This window comes from Komagataeibacter rhaeticus (assembly GCF_011611525.1).
Lineage (GTDB): Bacteria > Pseudomonadota > Alphaproteobacteria > Acetobacterales > Acetobacteraceae > Komagataeibacter > Komagataeibacter rhaeticus.
Genome location: NZ_CP050139.1, coordinates 1066581 through 1087204 on the forward strand (window position 1 = coordinate 1066581; position 20624 = coordinate 1087204).

18 protein-coding genes, 1 tRNA gene and 1 pseudogene are annotated in these 20624 nt (G+C 64.1%); 9 read left to right on the top strand and 11 right to left on the bottom strand.

All coding sequences use genetic code 11. From position 1 onward, the window contains the following. Position 1: 1 nt before the first annotated feature. The 4 genes from GWK63_RS04955 (at position 2) to GWK63_RS04970 (ending at position 4270) form a co-directional block, all read left to right on the top strand. Entirely contained in the window at positions 2-1153 is a 1152-nt protein-coding gene (locus tag GWK63_RS04955; protein ID WP_007399997.1) for an acyltransferase family protein, read from the top strand. 229 nt (positions 1154-1382) lie between these two features. Beyond that, entirely contained in the window at positions 1383-2459 is a 1077-nt protein-coding gene (gene rfbB / locus GWK63_RS04960) for a dTDP-glucose 4,6-dehydratase (protein ID WP_034932309.1), read from the top strand. Further along, positions 2456-3355 (top strand): glucose-1-phosphate thymidylyltransferase RfbA, encoded by a 900-nt coding sequence (gene rfbA / locus GWK63_RS04965; RefSeq protein ID WP_007400000.1) that lies wholly within the window; start codon positions 2456-2458, stop codon positions 3353-3355. The genes rfbB and rfbA overlap by 4 nt, the downstream gene beginning before the upstream one ends. 144 nt (positions 3356-3499) lie before the next feature. Beyond that, a complete protein-coding gene (locus GWK63_RS04970) occupies positions 3500-4270 on the top strand; it encodes a glucose 1-dehydrogenase (protein WP_034932307.1) in 771 nt (256 codons plus the stop codon). Between the two features lie 138 nt (positions 4271-4408). On the opposite strand, the pseudogene GWK63_RS04975 reads toward GWK63_RS04970, so the two are convergent. From GWK63_RS04975 to GWK63_RS04985, 3 genes and pseudogenes are all read right to left on the bottom strand, one after another. After that, positions 4409-4805 (bottom strand): annotated as a pseudogene (locus GWK63_RS04975) (transposase). Between the two features lie 75 nt (positions 4806-4880). Then, positions 4881-5837 (bottom strand): hypothetical protein, encoded by a 957-nt coding sequence (locus GWK63_RS04980; RefSeq protein WP_112210168.1) that lies wholly within the window; start codon positions 5835-5837, stop codon positions 4881-4883. A 39-nt stretch (positions 5838-5876) separates the two neighbouring features. Continuing rightward, entirely contained in the window at positions 5877-6086 is a 210-nt protein-coding gene (locus GWK63_RS04985; protein ID WP_139064310.1) for a hypothetical protein, read from the bottom strand. Positions 6087-6165: 79 nt separating this feature from the next. On the opposite strand from GWK63_RS04985, the gene GWK63_RS04990 reads away from it, so the two are divergent. Continuing rightward, positions 6166-6711, top strand: a complete 546-nt coding sequence (locus GWK63_RS04990; RefSeq protein WP_007400004.1) for a Dps family protein — start codon at positions 6166-6168, stop codon at positions 6709-6711. Between the two features lie 117 nt (positions 6712-6828). On the opposite strand, the gene GWK63_RS04995 is transcribed toward GWK63_RS04990, so the two are convergent. The 5 genes from GWK63_RS04995 to GWK63_RS05015 form a co-directional block, all read right to left on the bottom strand. Beyond that, the gene (locus GWK63_RS04995; RefSeq protein WP_007400005.1) at positions 6829-7659 is read right to left on the bottom strand and encodes a phosphoenolpyruvate hydrolase family protein; all 831 of its coding nucleotides are present in this window, start codon (positions 7657-7659) and stop codon (positions 6829-6831) included. Next, complete coding sequence (locus GWK63_RS05000; protein WP_039999799.1) at positions 7637-8869, bottom strand: Tm-1-like ATP-binding domain-containing protein; 1233 nt, start codon at positions 8867-8869, stop codon at positions 7637-7639. Before GWK63_RS05000 ends, GWK63_RS04995 begins: the two co-directional genes overlap by 23 nt. Beyond that, positions 8866-10056, bottom strand: a complete 1191-nt coding sequence (locus GWK63_RS05005) for an arabinose transporter (protein ID WP_039999801.1) — start codon at positions 10054-10056, stop codon at positions 8866-8868. Before GWK63_RS05005 ends, GWK63_RS05000 begins: the two co-directional genes overlap by 4 nt. Next, positions 10031-10327: a putative quinol monooxygenase gene (locus tag GWK63_RS05010; protein WP_007400008.1), complete on the bottom strand. Its 297-nt coding sequence runs from the start codon at positions 10325-10327 to the stop codon at positions 10031-10033. The genes GWK63_RS05005 and GWK63_RS05010 overlap by 26 nt, the downstream gene beginning before the upstream one ends. Positions 10328-10402: 75 nt before the next feature. Beyond that, positions 10403-11764: an aminotransferase-like domain-containing protein gene (locus GWK63_RS05015; protein ID WP_007400009.1), complete on the bottom strand. Its 1362-nt coding sequence runs from the start codon at positions 11762-11764 to the stop codon at positions 10403-10405. A 155-nt stretch (positions 11765-11919) separates the two neighbouring features. Here GWK63_RS05015 and GWK63_RS05020 point away from each other — a divergent pair, with 155 nt between their 5' ends. Both GWK63_RS05020 and GWK63_RS05025 read left to right on the top strand, forming a co-directional pair. Further along, the gene (locus tag GWK63_RS05020; protein WP_223846639.1) at positions 11920-13209 is read left to right on the top strand and encodes an MFS transporter; all 1290 of its coding nucleotides are present in this window, start codon (positions 11920-11922) and stop codon (positions 13207-13209) included. 9 nt (positions 13210-13218) lie between these two features. After that, the gene (locus GWK63_RS05025) at positions 13219-15408 is read left to right on the top strand and encodes a beta-N-acetylhexosaminidase (protein ID WP_007400011.1); all 2190 of its coding nucleotides are present in this window, start codon (positions 13219-13221) and stop codon (positions 15406-15408) included. On the opposite strand, the gene GWK63_RS05030 is transcribed toward GWK63_RS05025, so the two are convergent. From GWK63_RS05030 to GWK63_RS05040, 3 genes are all read right to left on the bottom strand, one after another. Then, on the bottom strand, positions 15405-16757 hold the full coding sequence (locus GWK63_RS05030) for a purine-cytosine permease family protein (RefSeq protein ID WP_039999882.1): 1353 nt from the start codon (positions 16755-16757) through the stop codon (positions 15405-15407). The two genes, GWK63_RS05025 and GWK63_RS05030, sit on opposite strands and share 4 nt — an antisense overlap. A 95-nt stretch (positions 16758-16852) precedes the next feature. Continuing rightward, positions 16853-17440, bottom strand: a complete 588-nt coding sequence (locus tag GWK63_RS05035; RefSeq protein WP_166498134.1) for a hypothetical protein — start codon at positions 17438-17440, stop codon at positions 16853-16855. Positions 17441-17855: 415 nt separating this feature from the next. Further along, a tRNA-Cys gene (locus GWK63_RS05040) sits at positions 17856-17929 on the bottom strand. Between the two features lie 182 nt (positions 17930-18111). Here GWK63_RS05040 and GWK63_RS05045 point away from each other — a divergent pair. Together GWK63_RS05045 and GWK63_RS05050 are read left to right on the top strand one after the other, a co-directional pair. After that, complete coding sequence (locus GWK63_RS05045; protein ID WP_039999804.1) at positions 18112-18798, top strand: protein-L-isoaspartate O-methyltransferase family protein; 687 nt, start codon at positions 18112-18114, stop codon at positions 18796-18798. A 97-nt stretch (positions 18799-18895) separates the two neighbouring features. Then, positions 18896-20329: a TolC family outer membrane protein gene (locus GWK63_RS05050; protein ID WP_039999806.1), complete on the top strand. Its 1434-nt coding sequence runs from the start codon at positions 18896-18898 to the stop codon at positions 20327-20329. Positions 20330-20624: the final 295 nt, after the last annotated feature.

A 20624-nucleotide genomic window follows, 5' to 3' on the forward strand; every position in this document is an offset into this window, starting at 1 on the left:
CATGCCCAGGGCCCGTTCCATCCCCAGCCTGACCGGTGTGCGCGGTGTTGCGGCGCTGTGGGTTTTCATGACCCATTTCTATGGTCTTGCTGCCGACATGCTGCATCAGCCATGGCTGATGAACTCGCTGTTCCTGTTCAATGGCTTTCGTGGGGTTGACCTGTTTTTCGTGCTGTCGGGCTTTATCCTCATGCATGTGCATGAGGGGCAGTTCGCACAGTTGCGCTGGCCTGTCATCCGTGATTTTTTCATTGTCCGTTTCTTTCGCGTCTATCCGCTCAATACTTTTGTCCTGCTTGCGCTGGTGCCGCTTGTATTGTTTGCACCCGGTTATGTTGCCATGCAGCGCCATTATACCGATCCCGCCTTTGCCTACCGCGCGCATAACCTTTCGGTTCCCGGTTTCATCCAGACCCTGCTGCTTGTGCAGAGCTGGACGGTACTGAAACTGGGGGAATGGAACATCGTATCATGGACGCTGAGCGCGGAAGTGCTGGGCTACATCGTGTTCCCGCTACTGGCCATGATGGCCATGCGCGTGGCCAGCATGCGCAGCGCGCTGGCATTGTGCGTGGCAAGCCTGGTCACGCTGGTTGCCATCCTGTTTGCCTGCCATCATGCCAATAACAACCCGACCGGCACGTTTGGCGCCATCCGCATGTTCTTCTGCTTTGCCGCCGGGATCATGCTGTACCGCGCCTATCATCTCGCCCCCGAAGGTACCGCCCGGTACGGGGCGGCCATTACGGTCGGGGCGGTGGCGTTTATTGCCGCTACACTGTTCTTTCCGGTGCTGCCGGTCTGTGATGTATTTGGTTTTGCGGCCCTTGTCTTTGGTCTGGCCTATCAGCGCGGGGCAATCAATGCGTTCCTGTGCTCGGGGCCGGTCATGTGGCTGGGCCGCATATCGTTTTCATTCTACCTGACGCATTACCTGATCATCGGCATCCTGTCCTGGGCCATGGGGGAGTGGCTGCGCAGTCTCGGGTTTGTCGGGGGTATGATGGCAACGATTGCCATATTCGCCGTATGCCTGCTGGCGGGTGTTGCGTGTTACCATCTGGTTGAACGGCCATCGCAGCGCCTGGGGCGGCGTGTCATGCAGCGGGTTGAAGCACATGACGCCCTGACCGGGGCGCAGCGGACTGCATGAATGCCCGTTCAGACGATCATGCCATGGCACGCTTTTCCCTTTTTGACAGACAGGGGCATGGTGCCCACATTTCTGACACACACCGCACATTACAGTGTCACGATTCATATCAACGCGCGGGTGGGCCTGCCCTTTTCCCGCGCGGGCCTGACGGATGGGCCGGCCCGGCTTTTCCGGTCCGGCAGGGCAGGATAATGTGCGGCGTCCCAAGGGAGGAAGGAAGCAAGGAATGCGTATACTCATAACGGGAGGCTGCGGATTTATCGGCTCCGCAGTCGTGCGGCATCTGATCGGCCAGACCGCGCATGACGTCCTCAATGTGGATGCCCTGACCTATGCCGCCAGCACGCAGGCCACGCAGGCGGCTGCCGAGAGCGGGCGCTACCGGCTGGAAGTCGCCAATATCATCGATGCGGCGGCCATGGATCGGGTCTTTGCCGAATTCCAGCCCGATGCCGTGATGCATCTGGCGGCCGAAAGTCATGTTGACCGTTCCATTGATGGTCCCGGTACCTTTGTCAGTACGAATATTGTTGGCACCTATACATTGCTTGAAGCCGCGCGGCGCTGGTGGTCGGGGCTGGATGCGGCGCGGCGCGGGGCCTTCCGCTTCCATCACATTTCCACCGATGAAGTCTTTGGCGCGCTACGGCCCGGTGATCCGCCCTTTACCGAACAGACCGCCTATGACCCGCGCAGCCCCTATTCGGCCAGCAAGGCATCATCGGATCATCTGGTGCGGGCCTGGTACCATACTTATGGGCTGCCCACGTTTGTTACCAATACCACGAATAATTATGGCCCCTGGCACTTCCCCGAAAAGCTGATCCCCCTTGTCACCATCAATGCGATCGAAGGGCAGGAACTGCCGGTCTATGGCGCGGGGCAGAACGTGCGGGACTGGCTGTTCGTGGAAGATCATGCCGAGGCACTGGTGCGCGCGGTGGAACATGGCCAGCCGGGCGAGACCTACGCCATAGGGGCCCGCCAGCCACGCACCAACATGCAGGTGGTCGAAGCGATCTGCGCCATTCTGGATGAACTGCGCCCGGACCCGTCCGGCCCGCATGCGCGTCTGATCCGGCATGTGGCCGACCGGCCGGGGCATGACTTCCGCTACGAGATCGATCCCTCCCATGCCGAACGCGCGCTGGGCTGGCGCGCGCGGCATGATTTTGAACACGGTATCCGCCGTACGGTACAGTGGTATCTTGATAACCGGGAATGGTGGGAAGCCATACGGGCCGCCCGCTATGCGGGCCAGCGCCTGGGGCAGGCAGGAAAGACAATGGGAACAGCAGCATGAACGAACAGATACAGCAGAAGCCGACCAAGGGTATCCTGCTGGCGGGCGGGTCGGGCACCCGCCTGCACCCGATGACGCTCGCGGTCAGCAAGCAGCTGCTGCCGGTTTATGACAAGCCGATGATCTTCTACCCGCTCTCCACCCTCATGCTGGCGGGCATACGCGATATCATGATCATTTCCACCCCGGCCGACCTGCCGCAGTTCCAGCGGTTGCTGGGGGACGGGTCGGATATGGGTGTTACCTTCACCTATCGTGAACAGCCGTCACCCGATGGCATTGCCCAGGCCTTTGTCATAGCCGATGACTGGCTGGATGACGCGCCCTGCGGGCTGGTGCTGGGTGACAACCTGATCTTTGCCGACCATCTGGGCAAGCAGATGCGCGCTGCCGCCACGCGGCCGGTGGGGGCCACGGTCTTTGCGTATCAGGTGCGTGATCCCGAACGGTATGGCGTGGTCAGTTTTGGCGAGGATGGCCATGCACACGATATTGTTGAAAAACCTACCGACCCGGAATCCAACTGGGCCGTGACCGGTCTGTATTTCTATGATGGCAACGTGCGTGAATACGCGCGCGGTCTCAGGCCATCCGCCCGGGGCGAGCTGGAGATTACCGACCTCAACCGGATTTACCTGCAGAAGGGGGCGCTGCATGTGCAGCGTCTGGGGCGCGGCTGTGCATGGCTTGATGCCGGCATGCCCGACAGCCTGATGGAAGCCGGTCAGTTCGTGCATACCATCCAGTCCCGGCAGGGGCTGCTGGTGGGGTCCCCGCATGAAGTGGCGTTCCGCATGGGCTTTATCGATGCCACCCAGCTGGAGGCCTATGCCCGGCGCATGATCAAGACCGAACTCGGGCGTATCCTTATGGAAATCGCCACGGGGGAATTCTGAACATCCGTCCCGTTCCGGCCACCCGGATACAGGGGCAAGCATATCATAAAGTGGTGTTGTCGGGGCTGGATCAGTGTGTCCTTCGCATAAAGGGGGCAGGCTCCGCCCATCGTTTTGACAGGACCTGAAACCGGGGAGAGAATCATGGGACGGGTATCGGCAAAGGTGGCGCTGGTTACGGGGGCTGCGCTGGGTATTGGCAAGGCAACGGCCCTGCTGCTGGCGCGTGAAGGGGCCAGGGTGGTCGTGGCCGACATGAAGGCGCAGGAAGGTCACGCCGTGGTGGCCGAGATCGAGGCAGCGGGAGGGGAGGCCCTGTTCGTGCCCCTCAACGTGACGGTGGAGGAGGACTGGAGCAAGGCCATGGCCGCGATCAAGGCCCGCTTCGGGCGGCTGGACATTGCGGTCAACAATGCCGGTATTGCCTATACCGGCACGGTCGAGAGCACTTCCCTTGCGGACTGGCGTCGGGTTCAGGCGGTCAACCTTGATGGCGTGTTCCTGGGCACCCGTTACGCGGTGGAGGCCATGAAGCCGCAGGGTAGCGGGTCGATCATCAATCTTTCGTCCATCGAGGGGCTGGTGGGCGATCCCACGCTGGCCGCCTATAACGCCAGCAAGGGGGGCGTACGGCTGTTCACCAAGTCCGCTGCCCTGCACTGCGCGCGCTCTGGCTACAAGATCCGGGTCAATTCCGTCCATCCCGGCTATATCTGGACCCCCATGGTGCAGGGGCTTACGTCCGGGACACCGGATCAGGAAGCCGCCCGCCAGAAGCTGATCGACCTGCATCCGCTTGGCCATCTGGGGGAGGCGGATGACATTGCCTACGGAATCCTGTTCCTTGCATCCGATGAATCCAAATTCATGACCGGAAGCGAACTGGTTATTGATGGTGGTTATACCGCACAATAAAGGCGGTTGTTCTGCAGTGTATTCCTGAAGATAAGAAGTAAAAGTTTTTTGGGCGTCGTCTTCTTTCAAAAAGACGACGCCCAAAAACTTTCCGATGCCGGCACTCAGGGGCAGCGGCGCGGGATGTAAGAGCCTGAATCAGAAAGCGGTTTGATTGATTTTTCGCAGAACTCTGCGGATATGGGCAATCATCAACCACGCGTGGGATGAAGAGATTGTTGCCTCGACATCCTTCGTGAGGCGACGGCAGCGTCCGAGCCATGCAAAGCTGCGCTCCACGATCCAGCGTTTGGGCAGGACGACGAAGCCTTCGGCCCGATCGCTACGCTTGACGATCTCGATCGTCCATCGGCCGAGTTCAGCCAGCGCACCACGCAACTTCTCGCCGGCATAAATCCGTACGTCGTGGTCTCCCCAGTCGTTTCTTCTCGGGCATCAAAGGCGCAATCAGCGCCCACTCCGCATCGCGAAGGTCGCTTGCATACTCCAGGTCGTCCCGGCGATACTGCGCGCGGGTGATTTCAGTCCAGGCCATCTTGATCTCATCAGGTTATCGCAAACCCATGAATCATAATCCACTGAAATCACTCAACTCATTTTCGGTCAGACACTAAGACACCACGCGGTCCAGCAGGATATCCAGTTCCGGCCGGGTCACGGGGTCCATGCAGGTGGCGACATAGGCCCGGGCGCGCTGCTTGATCATGTTGGCCGAGCGCAGGTTGATGGCCAGCATGTCGCTTTCCTCTATCATGTCCGCCACGGTCATGTGGCGGTGGTAGGCCGCGCGCGTGATTTCAAAGGCCAGCCGGTCCACGATCGTCTTCATCTCGGCCTTGCCGAAAGCGGACTGGCAGTTCTGCAACTGGGTATGGGCCTGTGCGTAAAGCCGGATAAGGGGAAGCTGGCCACTGCGGTGGAAATGCTGCTGATGCCACGCCCGTGCCCACAGATGCTCGCGGTTGGCGGTCTCGTATTCATGCAGGCCGGTACTGTCATCGCGGATCAGGGCATGCACGGCCTGTGCCGCCAGCCATGCGGATGCGAAATCCGGGTAGGCCTGCCCGTTCCATAACGGCTCAACCCCGGGGGAGCCGGTGGCAAAGCGGAAATTCCGCTGCCCGTCCACGCCATACAGAATGGACAGGGCGGGCGTTGTCGCCCCGTCACGCCCCAGTACAAGGATATGCCCGCCATCGCCCGCATGCATGTGGCGCTGCATGGTAAACAGGTCGAACAGGGCTTCATCTTCCACCACCCGTTCGGCATGGGCCTTCACATAGGTCAGGAAAAGCGGGTTGCGTACCCCGGTCACGCCACGGGGACAGAAGTCAAACCGCCACCAGCGTGACATCTTGACCAGGTGGAACGCCAGTGCATTGCGCAGCCGGGTCAGTTCCGGCGGGTGCGTACCCGCGCTGCACAGGGCCTGTACATCACGGAAGCGCCCGGCCAGCATGTTGATCTGCCGGGCAAAGGGACGGCAGGGATCAAGATAGCGGAGGAACCGGGCGGGGGCGGAGTGTTCAAGGTGCCAGTCGGCCGTGCATCCTGTGGTTTCACTCATGATGGACATGATCCCTGCATGAAAGGAAGAAGTGCGGCATCACCCTGCGTGTGGTGATGCCGCATGAGTTTTCACGGCCGGGTGCTGGGAAATCGACGGTTGGGAAAACTGTCTGAGAAAGCCGTGAGTGTTTTTTTGATATTGCAAACGAATATCAATTGCAACTGAAAAATGGTCTTTCCGCCCTTTCTCCACCGCAGGGCCGCCATGCATGCAACTTGCCGCCAGATGGGCGTTATGGGTGCGCATGCAGGCCGCCGCACGGACAGAAAAAACATCGTGACGTCGGCACGCCTGTTTCCCCGATGGAACACAAGCAGTGGAGACAATGATGACAAACAAGGCGGCGGCAGAAGCGGGCAAGGCCCATGTCCGGACCTATCTGGGTACGCCCACGGACCTGAAGCACGAAGCGGTGCGGGAAATAGCCGGCGGACTGAAATCGGTCCTGGCGGATGTGTTCGCGCTTTACATCAAGACCAAGAATTTCCACTGGCACATGAGTGGCCGGCATTTCCGTGATTACCACCTGCTGCTGGATGAGCAGGGCGAGCAGATCTTCGCCATGACCGACCCGCTGGCTGAACGCGCGCGCAAGATCGGGGGCAATACGCTCCATTCGGTGGGTGAAATCAGCCGCCTGACCAGGGTGGCCGATAATGATGCGGAATACGTCACGCCCGAGGATATGCTGGCCGAACTGCGTGAGGACAACCTGGCCCTGACCGCCCGCCTGCGCGCGGTGCATGCGGTGTGCGACGAAGGCAATGATGTCGCCACCGCCAGCCTGCTGGAAACCTGGATTGACGAGACCGAACGCCGGACATGGTTCCTGTTTGAGGCTACCCGCCCGGCCTTTGGGCACAATAGTTGAAGAATTAAATAGGAAATAAAGGTTTTTGGTGAAGCTTTTTCAAAAAGCTTCAGAGGACGCCGCCTTTTTGAAAAAAGGCGGCTCCCGGAAACGTTCTCTGTCCGACAGGCTTGATGTTCAGCGTGTCATGGCCTTGAAGTTGCGCGTCTGTTCGGTCAGCGCAACCTCGACCGGCAGGCGTTCCATGCTGGACGCCCCATAGAACCCGTGGCAGTCCGGGCAGGCCGAGAGCACTTTCTGCGCATCCGCCGGCATGGCGATCGGGCCGCCATGGCACAGCACGATGATGTCGGAGCGCACGCCACGCGCGGCTTCGGTAATCTGGTTGATGCGGGCAATCGAATCCTCCAGCGTGAACGCGGTTTCCGCACCGATGGCGCCGCCGGTGGTCAGGCCCATATGCGCCACCAGCACATCGGCACCCGCCTTGGCCATGTCCACCGCCTCGGCTTCGTTGAACACGTAGGGCGTGGTCAGCAGGTCCTTGCGGCATGCGCGGGCCACCACATCCACTTCCATGCTGTAGCTCATGCCGGTTTCTTCCAGGTTCTTGCGGAAGGTGCCGTCAATCAGCCCTACGGTCGGGAAGTTCTGGATGCCCGAAAAGCCCACGCGCTTCACGTCGTCCAGAAACACGTCAAAATCCACGAACGGGTCCGTACCGTTTACACCGGCCATGACCGGAATATGCGGCACCACGGGCAGGACCTCGCGCGCCATGTCCATGACAATCTGGTTGGCGTTGCCATAGGCCAGAAGGCCCGCCAGCGAACCACGCCCGGCCATGCGGTAGCGACCGGAATTATAGATCACGATCAGGTCGATGCCGCCCGCCGCCTCGCATTTGGCGGACAGGCCGGTGCCCGCGCCACCGCCCACGATGGGTTTGCGTTCAGCGATCAGGGTGCGGAACCTGGCAAGGATCTCACTGCGTGGGATACGGGGCATTGTCTGTATTCTCCGTGAATAGGCGTGAAAATTCATGCGCCAGCGCCGCGGCGAAAGCCGGGTCGTTGATCGCATGGGGCAGGCGGATCAGGCGGCGTCGGGGGGTCTGTTCCAGTGTTTCGGCAAGGGCCGCGTAAAAGGCTTCATCCGCCGCCGGGTCATGAAAAGGCGCGCCCGGCTGGTCAAGCAGGGAGAACCCGCCCTCGGGATAGAGAAAACGGACCTCGCCTTCGCACCGGTTCAGCTGATGGCCGATCATGTGGCCCATGGCCCGGCATTCCGCTGGATTGGTGCGCATGAGGGTGATCTGGGGGTTGTGTTCGACAAGAACGCGGTTCCGGTACTGCGCGGGCACCGTGGCGCGCGCGCCGAAATTGACCATGTCCAGCCCGCCGCAACTGCCCACATAGGGAAGGCGGGTGCGGATCACGGCACCAAGCCGGTCACTGTCACACGGGAATATGCCGCCTGCCACCCGGTCACAGAACTCGGTCAGGGTCGTATCGACAAAGCCGCGTATCATGCCCGCGTCCGCCAGCCGTTCCATGGCCTGGCCTCCCGTGCCGGTGGCATGGAATACCAGGCAGTCAAAGCGGGCGGACAGGTGCCGGAGCACATGGTTCACGCATGGCGTGGTGACCCCGAACATGGTCAGCCCGATGGCCGGGCGCGGGTCGGCCACAGGCTGGCAGGGTGTGCGCACCATGCCCGCCATGGCATGGGCGGCATTGCACAGGATGATGCGGGAGAGGCGGTTCAGCCCCTCCATGTCCGTTACGGAATACAGCATGGCAATATCCGCTCCACCCACATAAGGCGCGGTATTGCCCGAGGCCACGGTGGAGACGACCAGCTTGGGCAGCCCGAGCGGCAGCGCCTGCAATGCCGGGGCCACCAGCGCCGTGCCCCCCGAACCGCCAATGGCAATCACGCCGCGCATATCCTCACGCGTGGTCAGGTAGTGGCGCAGTGCTTCCGCCATGGCGGCGATGGAACGGCCCCTGTCATCACCAAATACGTGGCCTGCCCCCTGCGGGTGGAAACCGGCCACCGTGCGGGCGCTGATATCGGCATGGCCCGCGTGGCCGCGGGTGCTGACATCCACGATCCGTGCGTCCACCCCGCTGTCATGCAGGATCTGGCGGATATAGGTCAGTTCGGGCAGCTTGGTGTCGCAGGTGCCCAGAACGTACACGCAGCCTGCCGTCACCGCGTACCCTCCGCCACGGGGGCGTTCAGCAGCGCCAGGACGATGGTGACGGCCCCGGTGGCGCACAGGCCGCCCAGCAGGAATACGATGTCATACCCGAAGCGGTCCGCCAGCAGCCCCGCCAGCGGGCCGGTCGCGCCATAGGCCAGATCCTGAAAGGCGGCGAAACCGCCCAGTGCCGTGCCGCGCATGTGCGGCGGCACCAGGCGCACCACCTCCACCCCAAGCGAGGGATAGACCATGGAACACCCCGCCCCGGTCAGGACCGCGCCCGCAAAGGCCAGCAGCGGGGAAGGCGCGCACCAGAGCAGGTATTGCCCTGCCGCCTCGATCATGAGCGAGAACAGCGCCACCTTCAGCCCGCCAATGCGGTCGGGCAGGTGCCCGCAGGCAACCCGTCCGGCCACGAACGCCACCCCGAAGCAGGTCAGTCCCAGCCCGGCATGGGACCAGTGCGCATGGATGAAACGCAGCGGCAGGAACGCGCCCAGTGCCGCAAATCCCACCCCCTGCAGGGCAACCGCCATGCCCTGCCAGCGAATGGTACCCAGTATGCGCCAGAACGGTGGCCTTGCCCCGGCATGTGGTGTGGTGGCGGGCACGCCATGCACCAGGGCAAGCCCTGCCAGCGGCAGCAGGGCCGATACCGCCATAAGGGTTGCGATGCCACCGTGTTCATACAGCGCCAGCCCGATCGGGCCACCGGCGGCAAAGGCGCCGTACATGGCTGCCCCCGTCCAGGCCAGCACGCGGCCCGCGCGTTCGTGCCCCATAAGCCCGATGCCCCAGCCCAGCATGCCCACAATGGTCAGGCTTTCACCGACACCCAGCAGCAGGCGGCCCGTGATCAGTATGGCGTAACGGATGGTGAAGGGCAGTGCGGACAATCCGGCCAGTACACAGATCATGCTGGCCGTGACATACAGCGCAAGACCCGCGCGCATGCACGGCCGCCCGCCCTTCATGTCGGCATAGGCGCCGGCATGGTTGCGGCTGAGGATGGTGGAGAAGAACGCAATCCCCACCGCCAGCCCCGCCAGCCCGTTGCCATAGCCCGGCCAGTGCAGGATCGAGACCGGCAGGGCCGCCAGCGGCAGCGCCACCGCCATGTAGGACAGGAACAGGGCAGCGGCCAGACGGACCAGCAGCCGCGGCGCCGGGTCAGATTTCACGGGTGATGCGGACATGCAGCGGTTCGGCCAGCGCGGTTTTGAACACATCCGCCATGGCGCGGAAATGCGGTGTGGTTTCATGTACCGCCAGGGCTTCGGGGCTGGCCCAGCGTTCGACGAATACGAACACGTCCCCATCCCTGATGTCACGGTGGCACTGATAGGAAAGATTGGTCGCCTCCTGCCGTGATGCCGCAACACAGTGGCGGATGGCGTCCAGCGCCGCCCGTTCGTGTCCGGGGCGCACGCGCAGGGTGGCGATGACCGTAATGGGCTGATCCGTCATGGGTGTATCTACCGGATGCTGTGACTATGGAACGATGATAGGCGGGTGTGACACTTTTCTTCCATCGGTAAAGTGTCACGTGACACTTTTGCCCTGCTCACCGCATAACGCACGCAGGCGGCACAGGGCTTCCGTCAGGTCCGGCAGGGGGGCCGGGCCAAGGCACAGGCGGATGCCCGCATGGCCGCATGCGCGCGGGCTGGTCATGAAGGGGGCCAGCGGTGTCACTTTCACGTTATGGCGTGCGGCTTCCGCCTCAAGGCGCAGGGCCTGTTCCTGCGGCATGGGCATCCAGGCATGAAAGGCATCATGGCGCGGCGGGGTGACATGGGGGCCAAGCCTGTGCAGGACCAGTTCCCTGCGCCGCCGGGCTTCCGTGCGCAGGGCGCGGCGCACGGAGACGGCCGTGCCATCGAGCATCCACTGCGCCATCAGGGCATAGGATAGCGGTGCGATCATGAGCGATGAGTTGAGCAGCGCCTCACACGCCGCCGCCATGAACGGGGCCGGAGGGGCAAGCGTGCCAATCCGCAGGCCGGGGCTGAGTGTCTTGGACAGGCTGCTGACATGAAAGGTCCGTTCCGGTGCCAGCGTAACCAGTGCGGGCAGCGTGTCATCGGCTACGCAGTGATAGACATCGTCCTCAATGATCAGGGCATCATGCGCGCGGCACAGGCGCACCACGTCCTGCCTGCGGGCAAGGTCCATGGTGGCGGTGGTGGGGTTGTGCATGGTGGGCGTGACATACAGCACGCACTGCCCGTGGCCGTTGCGGCGCAATGCGTGTTCAAGCGCCGTGGGCAGCACGCCACATGCATCCATTGCCAGCCCCTGCGGGGGCAGCCCCGCCTGGCGGAGCAGGGAAAGCATGCCGGGATAGGTCAGGTCCTCGGTCAGGACCGTGCGGGCCACCTGCCGGCTTGCCGCCAGCGCCACGCCAAGCGCCTGCTGTGCCCCGCTGGCCAGCAGCAGCCCGTCGGGGGCGATATCCACACCCAGTTCCGCCAGCCAGTGGCTCATGATGCGGCGGTGTTCGATATGCCCGGCAACGGGGGGATAGACGTTGAACAGCGCCGGGTCCACCGTGCGGGCCAGCCGTGAAAGCGTGCGTGCCAGCGCGCGGTCACCGAACATGGGGGGCGGCATGTTGGCGGACAGGTCGATCACGCAGCCATTGCCGCCGGGATGCGACGCCACGAAGGTGCCCCGCCCGCGCACGCTGCGCACCAGCCCCCGGCGTTCCAGCATGCCATAGGCGCGGGTGACGCTGCCGATCCCGATGCCCAGCCGCCACGCAAGGTCCCGATGGGCGGGCAGGCGGTCGCCCGCGTTCAGTCTGGCCCCCAGTATGTCACCCGCCAGTGCATCGGCCAGACGTTCGGCGGCTGGCGTGTCACCGGCGGGCAGATGGGGGGGCCATGGGGAGCGCAGGCGCATCGCGGGCCAGCCTGTCCTGTTGATGGGGCGCCCAAGCCATAGCAGCCCGGCCCCCGTTACGGAACCGGCGGGTGGGACAGGTTTCGGGGCCGCATGTTACGCTATCGTCATAACCGGCGTCGTGCGGGGGCGCGTGGGGACGACAGGAGGCGGCTGTGGGCGGGGATCAGGCATCGGTGGGGCAGGGAACATATGGCAGGCGGCCGCTTATGGTCATGGGCGGGCTGTTTTTCGTGATCGGGTTCGTGACATGGCTCAACGGCCCGCTGATCACGTTCGTACAGGTCGCCTTCGGGCTGGGGCCGGTGGGCGCGTTTCTGGTGCCGCTGTGTTTCTATCTGTCCTATCTGGTCTGTGCCTTTCCCGCCATGGCGGTGGCGCGGTGGACGGGCCTGCGTGGCGGGATCAGCCTGGCGCTGGCCATCATGGCGGGCGGGACGCTGCTGTTTGGCGAATGTGTGGGGCGGTTGTGGTATCCGGGCGCGCTGGGTGGCCTGTCCGTACTGGGGGCGGGGCTGACGCTGCTGCAGGTTACGGTCAACCCGTATGTCACGTTGCTGGGCGCGCCGGGCCGGGCGGCGGGGCGTATTGCAATCATGGGGATTGCCAATAAGGTATCTGGTATTATCGCACCTGTTGTATTTTCACTCCTTGTCATGCCAGATATCGGCGGCGTGGTGGCCCGACTGGCTGCGGCGGTGGACGGCGGGCAGCGCGCGGGGGTGCTGGCGGCGTTCGCCCGGGCCGTGGTGGTGCCCTATCGTGGTCTGGCGTTGGTGCTGCTGCTGGCCGCCGTGGGGCTGCGTCATGCGGGGCTGCCCGCCCTGTGCCTGCCCGCGCCACGTATGCCGGCGGCCATGCGCCGCATGCCCGTGCGGGCATGGGTGGGGGTGGGTATCGTGTTTGTCTATGTGGGTGTGGAAGTCATGGCGGGGGATGGCATTGGCCTGTATGGGCGCGGAATGGGGCTTTCGCTGGGAAGCGTGCGGTTTCTGACATCCCTTACCCTTGGGGCCATGCTGGCGGGTTACGGGGTGGGCACGCTGGTCGTGCCGGCGCGGTGCGGGGTAGCGCGTTATCTGGCAGGGAGCGCGGCGCTGGGCATCGTGCTGTGCCTTGTGGCGGCCTGCCTGCAGGGCGCGGGGTCGGTTGCGTGCATCGCCCTGCTCGGGCTGGCCAATGCCATGATGATGCCCATCGTGTTCCCGCTGGTGCTGCACGCGGCGGGGGACAGGCAGGACCGGGCGGCGGCCCTGCTGGTCATGGCCTTTTCCGGCGGGGCGGTCATGCCGCAGGTCTTTGCGCTGCTGATCGGTCCCGTGGGGATGCAGGTGGCGTTTATCGGGCTTATGACCGGCTCCTACCTGCTGATCGGGCTGTATGCGCTCGTTCTGTCCGCGTGGGCGGCGCATCCGGTGACGAAAGGGTTGGGAAGCGGGGCGTAATGGGGCAGCATGGCCCCTGTTCATCTGATCGTGGAAAAGAGTACGCTCATGTTTCGTGCCCGCTGCATCCGGTCCCGCCTGCCACTGCTGCTGGCGATGGGGGTGTTTGCCGCAATGGGGCGGGGACGCGCGGCACCCGTGCTCATGCCGCAGCCCATGGACTATCACCAGCGGGGCGGCACGCTGGCCCTGACCGGCGGCATGAAAGTGGAATGGCAGGGCGCCCACCCGACCGTACTGGACAGGGCGGTGGTGCGTTTTGCCGCACGGCTGACGGCACTGTCCGGCTGGAATGCCGTGCCGGATGGCAGCCCGGGACTGATCCTGCGCATTACCTGCCGCAACCCCGACCCGGACTGGCTTACCATCCACATGCGCGAGCACTACCGGTTGCGCACGGGGCCGCAGGGCGTAACCCTGGTGGCGGATGGTCCGGCGGGCGTGCTGCGTGGCCTGAGCACGCTGCTGCAACTGGTGGAGCCGCGTGACACCGGGGCCGTGCTGTCGGGTGCCGTTGTGGATGACAGCCCGCGTTTTGCATGGCGGGGGCTGCTGGTTGATGTCAGCCGCCATTTCATGTCGGTCACGGCGCTGGAGCGGCAGATGGACATGATGGAGCTGACCAAGCTCAACGTCCTGCACCTGCATCTGTCCGATGGGCAGGGCTTCCGGGTGGAAAGCAGGCTGTTCCCCCGCCTGCAGCAGGTTGCGGGGGCAGGCGGGTATTATACCCGGCAGCAGGTCCGTGCGCTGGTCGGATACGCGGCCGATCGGGGTATCCGCATCGTGCCGGAGTTTGATGCGCCGGGCCACAGCTATGCCCTGCTGCGCGCCTACCCCCAGTATGCCGCCCAGCCCGTTACCACCCCCATGGACCCCAGACGGGTGGTGCGCGCCGCACTCGATCCCTCCAACCCGCAGACCTATGTTTTCCTGGCGCAGTTGTACCATGAAATGGCGGGGCTGTTCCCCGATGCCTATTTCCATGTAGGCGGGGATGAAGTCCGGCCCGATGAATGGACCGCCAACCCGAAGATCAGCGCTTTCATGAAGCAGCATGGCTATGCCGACGCGCCAGCACTCCAGGCGGCCTTCACGCAGCGCATACAGGCCATGCTGGCGCAGGCGGGCAAGGTCATGATGGGGTGGGATGAACTGATCCAGGCCCCGGTGCCCGCCTCCATCGTGATCGAGCCGTGGCGGGGGTCACGCTATACGGCGCAGGCCACGGCGGCGGGGCATCCGGTTGTGGTTTCGGCGGGGTATTATCTCGACCTGCTGCTGCCCGCGCAGGAGCACTACCGCGTCGATCCGCTGGACCCGCAGGGCAATGGCCTGCCGCCAGATCAGGTGGCGCAGGCGCATGCGTCCTTTCTTGATGCCTTCGCGCTTGACCCCACGGCCCGCATGACCCCGGCACAGGACCGGCGCGTAATGGGCGCCGAAGCCGCGCTGTGGACCGAAATCGTGACGGAGGACATGCTGGATTCCCGCCTGTGGCCGCGTAGCGCAGCCCTGGCGGAGCGGTTCTGGTCACCGGCATCCGTGCGGGATGCGGACAGTCTGGCCATGCGCCTGCCCGTGGTGCAGGCGGAACTGGAAAAACTGGGCAACCATGCCACGCTGGACCGACAGCGCATGATGGACCGCCTTGCGCCGCACGCTACGGCCCCCCTTGCAACCCTGCTTTCAGTCGTAAGCCCCGTGCGCAATTACGCCCTTAACCACGTTTTTGGTCCGGGCCGTATTCCCCCCACCGAGACCCCGCAGACACTTGACCGGGTGGCCGACATCGCAACGCCTGACAGTTTTGCGGCAGCCGCGTTCATGCGCGACGTGCAGGCCTATCTGGCCGGGCGGCGTGATCTGGCCGCCACCCTGCGTGTCCGGCTGGAGCTGTGGCGTGACAACGACGGACGGCTGCGGCAGGCCGCGCGGGTTGATACGGCCCTTGATGAAGCCCTGCCCGCATCGGCCCTGCTGGCACAACTGGCGCAGGCGGGGCTGGATGCGCTGGAGAATGCGCATACCGGCTGGCAGCCCCGTGCGCGCGACGTGCTGGCCACGGCCCGGGCCCAGTTTGCGGCCAGCCAGTCCATTCTGGCCGTCAGGACCATGCCCCAGCCCGCGGGTGACCTGCTGCAGGCCGTAACCCCGGGCATTGCCGCGCTGGTGGCGGCGGCCCGGCCCGGGGGCTAGTCCCGGTTGCGATGCGGGGCCGCGCGGACATACAGCCAAGTGGTGACCGGCAGCCCCACGGCCCACGATATGTCCACCCCATGCAGGGCGCGCGCCAGAAAGCCGCTGTGAAACCCGTTCTGCATGAAGGGCAGTTCCACCGCCACCCCGATGGCATATGCCCACAGGGCGGGAAGGTTGCAGTAGCCATACACCCCGCCGTCCTGACGGAAAAACGAGGGTATATCATACCGGCCCCGGCGCAGCAGGTAGTAATCCGCCAGGTTGATGGCGGTCCAGGGCACCATCACCGCCATGAGCAGGTCCAGAAAGGCGGCATAGGATTTCAGGAAACTGTCAGCCATGCCCAGCCCCATGGCCAGTGCCGCCCCGACCAGCAGCAGGGTGACCAGCGTGCGTTCGCGCAATGCCGCGCGCCAGTCGGGCATAAAGGTCTGGATCACGGTTATGGCGGACAGGGCCCCGCCATACAGGCTCATGGCATTGCCAAGTGCAATCGAAAGCGACAGGACAACCAGCACGGGCGTCGCCCATGCTCCCGCCAGACGGGCCATGACCGTGGCGACCGGGGCACCATGGGCCAGCAGCCCGATCATGCCGCCCAGGATCATGGGCAGGACGGTGCCGGTGACTGATCCGGCATAGGTGGTCAGAAAGGCGGCGCGGCTGCCGGATTCATTGGCGGGCAGGTAACGTGACGAGTCGGAAACATAGGGCGCATAGGCGATCTGCCACAGGGCGGCAGCGGTAAACGTGCTGCAGAACCCGGCAACGGAACCGTGCATGTCCACCATGGTACCCGGTGGAAGCGCCGTGCAGCCCAGCCACAGGCAATACAGGATCACGCTGCCTGCTACCCACGTCACCACCTTGGACCACGCATGGATGATACGGTAGCCCATGCAGCAGGGCACGAAACTGAGCAGCGCGATGAGCAGGATCGCACGGGTGCGTCCGGTGGCGGGCAGGGCGGTATACAGCGCCTCTCCCCCCACCACAAAGTTGGAGGCCACGAACCCGATATACATCAGCACGACAAGGCAGATGATGGGCATTGCCCCGAAGGAGCCGAACTGCCCCCGGCTCTGCACCATCTGGGGCACGCCCAGCATCGGGCCCTGCGCCGCATGCAGCGCCATGACCACGCCACCCACCAGGTTGCCCAGCACGATGGCCAGCATGGCCAGCGGCAGCGACAGCCCGAACAGGTCGGTGCCCAGCGTCCCGGTCACGACGGTCAGCAACGTCAGGTTCGTGCTGAACCATACGGCAAACAGGTCACGTATCCGCCCATGCCGCTGGTCATGGGGGATCTGGTAGATGGTATGGTTTTCAAACGCCGTGCTCATCAGGACTGTATGCCTGATGAACCCTGTGATGGATATATCCACCGTATGGCCGGGAACGGAGGCGGCCGGTTCCGGTGGCCAGGCAGCGGGCGCGGTTACTGGAACGGACTGGTGGAATAGGAAGGGGATGTATAGCCCGCGGCCGGTACCGGCATGGTGGGGGTGGGGTAGCTGGCGGGGCGGCTGGCAGGGGACGTGTAGCCCGGCGTGGAGAGTTTCTGCTGTGCGACCGAGGAATGGGCTGTGATGCTGCCTGTGCCTGTGCCTGTGCCTGTGCCTGTGCCTGTGCCTGCATTCACATCGGGCCGGGCGGGCAGGGAGCGTGGCAGGGGCGTGGCGGCCGGGGCGGTGCTGTCTGGCAGTATCCGGTCGGGATAGACCGCGCCGCTGCTGTCATAATCCGTAGCGTTATAGCGGCCGACGCAGTTCTTGCCCCGTTCGGCGGTATGGACGGCTTCCAGTTCCCCCCTGATCTGGCCGGGTGTTGAAGGGCGGGCATATGCCGGTGCGCGGGTGCCCGCCGTGGCAAGGGCCTGTGTGTCCGTTTCGTCCAGCCAGGCCAGTTGTGCGCAGGTCCGGCGCATGAAGGGTTCGGGATTGACGTATTGCGCAGTGACCGCCGAAGGCTGCGCGGCACAGCCTGCCATACCCAGCATGCCCAGGCACAGGATCATCTTTTTCATGATATTCCTGTCATATGTTTGTCATCATGTCTGTAATGATTCCTGTCTGATATGAATCCGGGACCATGGTCGCGGTTAAAATTTTCAAATTCATTAAAAGTCGCAGAACAGGGGAATGCGTTTCCGGCAGAAGGGAACAACATGCAGGCATGACAGGACGTCCTCGTCATGCTGGTTATTGGCGGGCACCATCCGCACGGCCGCCCCGCAGCATCACGACCATGACGAAGAACGCCTTGGCGCCGTATCGGTTGCAGGGCCAGTGGAAAGGCGCGAAGGCTGTGAGCTGGGATATTCCCGCTACACCTGCTCATCCGGCGTCTTTCCCCGTCATTGGCTATCGTAGCATGAGGAAAGGAAACGGCAGATTTTCGGGGATTGTGTCAATCATTGTCCTCCCCTGACGGGGATGGACTGGAGGTCTGGGCGGGAATCGAACCCACGTACGCGGATTTGCAGTCCGCTGCATCACCATTCTGCCACCAGACCTCAGCGACACAGGGGGTATATCTGCCGAAATGTGGTGCAGGTCAAGCCGTTGTGTGCGGGTCGGGCGTTGTTTCCGTGTAAAAGGGGCGCATAAATATGAAAAAAGCCGGGAACTTCCCGCCCGTCCGGCCGGGCCGCAGCGCGATACCCAGGGCCTGGGTGCCATGCTTCAAGGAAACGTTATGGACAGGACAGACCCCGATTACGCCCCGCTTGATCCCGTAGCCGCCCGCCAGCGCATGGTGGATGCGCAGATCCGTCCCGCGCAGGTCAGCAACCCGGCGGTGATCGCCGCCATGCGCGCGCTGCCGCGTGAACTGGCGGTACCGCCCGCATTGCGGGCCTTCGCCTATGCCGACCAGAACCTGCCGCTGGGCGAGGGGCGCTACCTGACCGAACCACGCGTGACCGGCCGCATGCTGCAGGTGGCCGACATCCATCCCGGGGCACGGGTTCTGGTCGTGGGCGCGGGCACGGGTTATGTGGCCGCGCTGCTGGCCGGCATGGGGCAGGGGCTTGTGGTCACGGCACTGGAATCGGATGCACGGCTGGCGGCAGCTGGCCGGGACCTGTGCCGGCAATGGGCGCCGGACGTTCACTGGCACGAAGGCGCGCTGGTAAAGGGGGATGCGGCTGATGGCCCCTATGACCTGATCCTGATCGATGGCGCGGTGCGGCAGGTGCCCCCGGCACTGGTGGCGCAACTGGCCGAAGGGGGGCGGATCATCGCGCCCATATGTGCCGATGGGGGGGTGACATCGGTCAGCCTTGTGCTGCCCACCCCGCAGGGTAGTGCGGCGCAGCCGCTGTTCGACGCGGCGGTTCCCCTCCTGCCCGAACTGGAACCGGCCCCGGCCTTCGTGTTCTGATGCCCGTGTCCCCGGTTAACGTGGGGGCAATATCCTGCTGCTAGACGTGCCGTCAGGGCCAGGGCCCTGCATGGCATGTCAGGTGGCAGGTGAGGCAATGAAGGGTCAGTGGGTAATCGGAACGGGGAGCGCGGCCATCCTGTGCTGCGGCACGGCACTGGGGCGCACGCCCCATATGGACCCACCCGGCACGGAGGTGCCGCATACCCTCAGTGCGGCTCTGGCGGCGGCTTACCTGAGCAATCCGGTCCTGCGTCAGGAGCGTGCCAGCCTGCGCGCAACCGATGAACAGGTGCCCCAGGCGCTGGGGGGCTGGCGGCCGACCATTACCGGTACCGCCTCCATGTCCTATTATTCCGGTGTGACCCGCATGGCCCCCACGGCGGGGGAAGACGGGTATGCCCGCCAGTACGACACACCCGGCTATTCCGGTGGCGTCAGCATTGCCCAGCCCATCTATACCGGTGGCAAGACCACGGCCACCACGCACAAGGCCCGCCATGCGGTCATGGCCGAACGCGCCCGGCTGATCGCGGCGGAGCAGCTGGTCTTTACCGATGTGGTCAATGCCTACATCAACGTGGTCGAGGACGAACAGATCCTGAGCATCGACATCAATAACGAACAGGTCTACGCCGCCCAGCTGCGCGCCACCGAACTGCGCGCCCATGGTGGTGAGATTACCCATACCGATGTCGCGCAGGCGCAGGGCGCGCTGGCCAATGCGCGGGCGGTGCGGCAGCTGGCCGAAGGCACGTTGCAGGCCGACCGTGCCACCTACCGCCAGGTCGTGGGAACCGACGCGCCCGACGACCTGACCCCGCCCCAGCCGCTGGTGCTGCCGCTGCGTACCGAACAGGAAATCATGACACAGGCGGTTCAGAACAACCCGCAGGTCATCGCCGCCCTGTTTGATGAAGCCGCGAAGAAGGATGCGGTCGGTGTGGCCTTTGCCGCCCTCATGCCCACCATCAATGCACAGGCGGCCTACATGCACGGCATCAATCAGGATGAAGGGCGTTCGCTGGCGGACAATAAATATGCCGTCGTAACCGCATCCCTGCCCCTTTATCAGGGGGGTGGGGAATATGCCGCCGTGCGCATGGCCCGCCAGCAGGCGGCGGAAGCCGCACAGGCGGTGGACGTGCAGCGCCGGACCGCGGTGCAGCTGGCCGCGGCAAGCTGGCAGCGCATGCAGGCCAACCGGGCGGCCATCGACAGCAACCGCGAGGCCGTGGCCGCCGATGCCACCGCCCTGCACGGCATGCAGCGTCAGGCCATTGTGGGCACCACCACCACGCTGTCCGTGCTCCAGCAGCAGGAAACCCTGCTGCAGGCCCAGATCGCGCTGGTCCGCAGCGCGGGCAACCTTGTCCAGTCCACCTATCAGGCCACAGCGGCCATTGGCCGCCTGACGGCGCGTGATCTCAACCTTGATGTGCCGCTATATGATGAGCGCGCCTATTATCATGCCGTGCATGACCGGCTGTGGGGGATAAGTGACTACGCCACCAGCCAGCCCGGCCGCTAGGGAAGTCTTTAAAAACAGACAATCGGTGACAGATAAAAGTTTCTGGGGGTCGCCTTTCTTCAAAGACGTAACCGGAAGCATTCTGAAAAAGGTTTTCCCGGAAGCGCCTGCCTGATTTACCCGACAATTTCTGGCAGGACGATGGGAAACGGTTCCTTGCGGCGCACGATACCCGTCCATCCGGCAGGCGCGCATAAAGATTGCGGCAGTGGCGTTCCCTTCGCGCCGGTTTGGGGTATATCTGCCCTTGGTCGGGCGTCTTGTCCGGCCCTGCGTCTGATTATGGTGGATCTGG

Bases quoted from the DNA above. Each gene is read 5' to 3' on its own strand.
- GWK63_RS05015 (WP_007400009.1), bottom strand. From the start codon at position 11,764: ATGCGCCTGCGCTCCCCATGGCCCCCCCATCTGCCCGCCGGTGACACG.
- GWK63_RS04995 (WP_007400005.1), bottom strand. From the start codon at position 7,659: ATGCCCCGTATCCCACGCAGTGAGATCCTTGCCAGGTTCCGCACCCTG.
- GWK63_RS05035 (WP_166498134.1), bottom strand. From the start codon at position 17,440: ATGAAAAAGATGATCCTGTGCCTGGGCATGCTGGGTATGGCAGGCTGT.
- GWK63_RS05005 (WP_039999801.1), bottom strand. From the start codon at position 10,056: ATGTCCGCATCACCCGTGAAATCTGACCCGGCGCCGCGGCTGCTGGTC.
- GWK63_RS04985 (WP_139064310.1), bottom strand. From the start codon at position 6,086: ATGCGCACCCATAACGCCCATCTGGCGGCAAGTTGCATGCATGGCGGC.
- rfbB (WP_034932309.1), top strand. From the start codon at position 1,383: ATGCGTATACTCATAACGGGAGGCTGCGGATTTATCGGCTCCGCAGTC.
- GWK63_RS04955 (WP_007399997.1), top strand. From the start codon at position 2: ATGCCCAGGGCCCGTTCCATCCCCAGCCTGACCGGTGTGCGCGGTGTT.
- GWK63_RS04970 (WP_034932307.1), top strand. From the start codon at position 3,500: ATGGGACGGGTATCGGCAAAGGTGGCGCTGGTTACGGGGGCTGCGCTG.
- GWK63_RS04980 (WP_112210168.1), bottom strand. From the start codon at position 5,837: ATGAGTGAAACCACAGGATGCACGGCCGACTGGCACCTTGAACACTCC.
- rfbA (WP_007400000.1), top strand. From the start codon at position 2,456: ATGAACGAACAGATACAGCAGAAGCCGACCAAGGGTATCCTGCTGGCG.
- GWK63_RS05010 (WP_007400008.1), bottom strand. From the start codon at position 10,327: ATGACGGATCAGCCCATTACGGTCATCGCCACCCTGCGCGTGCGCCCC.
- GWK63_RS05045 (WP_039999804.1), top strand. From the start codon at position 18,112: ATGGACAGGACAGACCCCGATTACGCCCCGCTTGATCCCGTAGCCGCC.
- GWK63_RS04990 (WP_007400004.1), top strand. From the start codon at position 6,166: ATGATGACAAACAAGGCGGCGGCAGAAGCGGGCAAGGCCCATGTCCGG.
- GWK63_RS05030 (WP_039999882.1), bottom strand. From the start codon at position 16,757: ATGAGCACGGCGTTTGAAAACCATACCATCTACCAGATCCCCCATGAC.
- GWK63_RS05025 (WP_007400011.1), top strand. From the start codon at position 13,219: ATGGCCCCTGTTCATCTGATCGTGGAAAAGAGTACGCTCATGTTTCGT.
- GWK63_RS05050 (WP_039999806.1), top strand. From the start codon at position 18,896: ATGAAGGGTCAGTGGGTAATCGGAACGGGGAGCGCGGCCATCCTGTGC.